Annotated in this window: 2 protein-coding genes; both read right to left on the minus strand. The window is 46.0% G+C overall.

Annotated features, from left to right (window positions below; genetic code table 11):
- Nucleotides 1–1,053, minus strand: a 1,053-nt coding sequence (locus KDK16_RS01925) for an F-box/WD40 repeat-containing protein (protein WP_257274417.1), incomplete at its 3' end; no start/stop codon positions are given.
- A gap of 163 nt (nt 1,054–1,216) precedes the next feature.
- A partial coding sequence (locus tag KDK16_RS01930) for a WD40 repeat domain-containing protein (protein ID WP_257274418.1) occupies nt 1,217–1,824 on the minus strand: 608 nt, incomplete at its 5' end.

The following is a 1,824-nucleotide window of genomic DNA, read 5'->3' on the forward strand; positions in this document are numbered from 1 at the left end:
GGCGCTGAAATGGACGATTTTGCTCTGGTTTCGAATGGTGGCTTTTTCCATCCATGATCCATTGACTCTCTTGTCATAGATTTTAACAGTGAGACGTTCATCCCGGATCGCCAGAAGACTCTCATCGACACTGAGCTTGGCATTAGCGACCGGACAGGTATGGTAAATAGTGTCCTCTAATTCCCATGATCCATTGTCCCCCTCAGCAAAGATTTTCACCGTGTGATCTGGATTGGCAGTCACCAGACGGCTGCCGTCAATACTGAAGGTAACTGAATTGACTTTGGGAACATGGGGAACGGTGGCTTTTACTCCCCATGTTCCATTGTCTGACTGACTATAGATATTGAATGTCTTATCATAAAAGGTGGCTAACACATAACAGCCATCAGAGCTAAAGCTGGCCGACCTGACTGAACGACTATGGATAATAGTGTCTTTTTCTGCCCAGTTTCCACCACTCTCCTGTTCATAGATTTTCAACGCCCTATCTAAACTGGCGGTCACTACACGACGGCTGTCGGCACTGAAGCTGGCTGTGTTGACACCGAAATTATGGGTGATTTCGGCTTTTTTTGTCAGCTTGAATGTTTTACATTGAGACATCAGTTTACTGTTGGTGAACAGGAGCTGAGGATGAAAAAAAGTACTTTGTTGTTGTTTTAAAAGTGACTCGATAGTGTCCTTATTTGCAAACGGCTTCAACCAATCACAGAGTTGTTGTGTATCTTTAGTCGTAATCATCGCCTGTAGTTGATATTGGTGTGGTGAAGGAAACCGGCGATACCATGCTCTTTCCATCGCTTTATCATTTTTAACAAAATCGCGAAGATACCTGCATACCTTTGCTAAACGGGTAATCTCGCGAAAACCCAAATAGCGAATAATTATTGATTTTGTTTCGTCGGGCAAACAGAGGAATGGAGATTGATTTTGGTGATATACAATAACGTCCCTGCCTGCACAGTCACCCGTTGCTGCTTCCTCCATTCGAGGTTGCTTCGTTGGCAGGGGTGAAGCGTCATCGCTGGAATGGTTGTTCAGAGGGTTCATGCCTGGCTCCTCCAGAGCTTCAAAGTCAGTGTTTATCCTCGCTCAGAGAGGACATTCAAAATTGATTCAAGTGATTAGACTGGGTTTTATGATGAAAGTTCATAAAATTGAGGTCAGCCTCCCAGGCAACAAAAGAGCCCTGATCCATACGCTCATTCAACCATCAATTCTTCTTGCGTAGTTCAGTGATTCTCACCTTGTTATCTTGACTGACGATCACCACATTTCGGCTATCGGCGCTGAAGCTGGCTGCGGTGAATCCTGTCTTTTGTTGAATGGCGGCTTTTTGCAGCCATGAGCCATTGGCCTCCAGGCCATAAATGTTTACGACACCATCAACACTGGCGGTCACCAGATGGCAAGCATCAGCACTGAAGCTGGCCGAGAGAACCTTATCCTGGTGGACAATGTTGGCTTTTAGTTTCCATGAGCCATCGGTCTGCAGGCTACTGATTTTCGCCGTGTTATCATCACTGGCGGTCACCACATGCTGGCAATCGGCACTGAAGTTTGCTGAGGTGACCATTTTATCGTGTTCAATGCAGGCTTTTTCTTCCCATGATCCAGCATTCTGGCTATGGATTTTCGCCTTATGATCTTCGCTGGCGGTCACCACATGGAGGCAGTCGGCGCTGAAATTGGCTGATTTGATCAAGGCATCATGTTTAATTACGCCCATTTTTTTCCATGATCCATCAGCCTGCAGATCACAGATTATCGCTCTGTGAGCAAAAGTGGTGATGACCAGATGGCAGCTATCGGCACTGAAGT

The sequence above is a fragment of the Endozoicomonas sp. SESOKO4 genome, assembly GCF_024606275.1.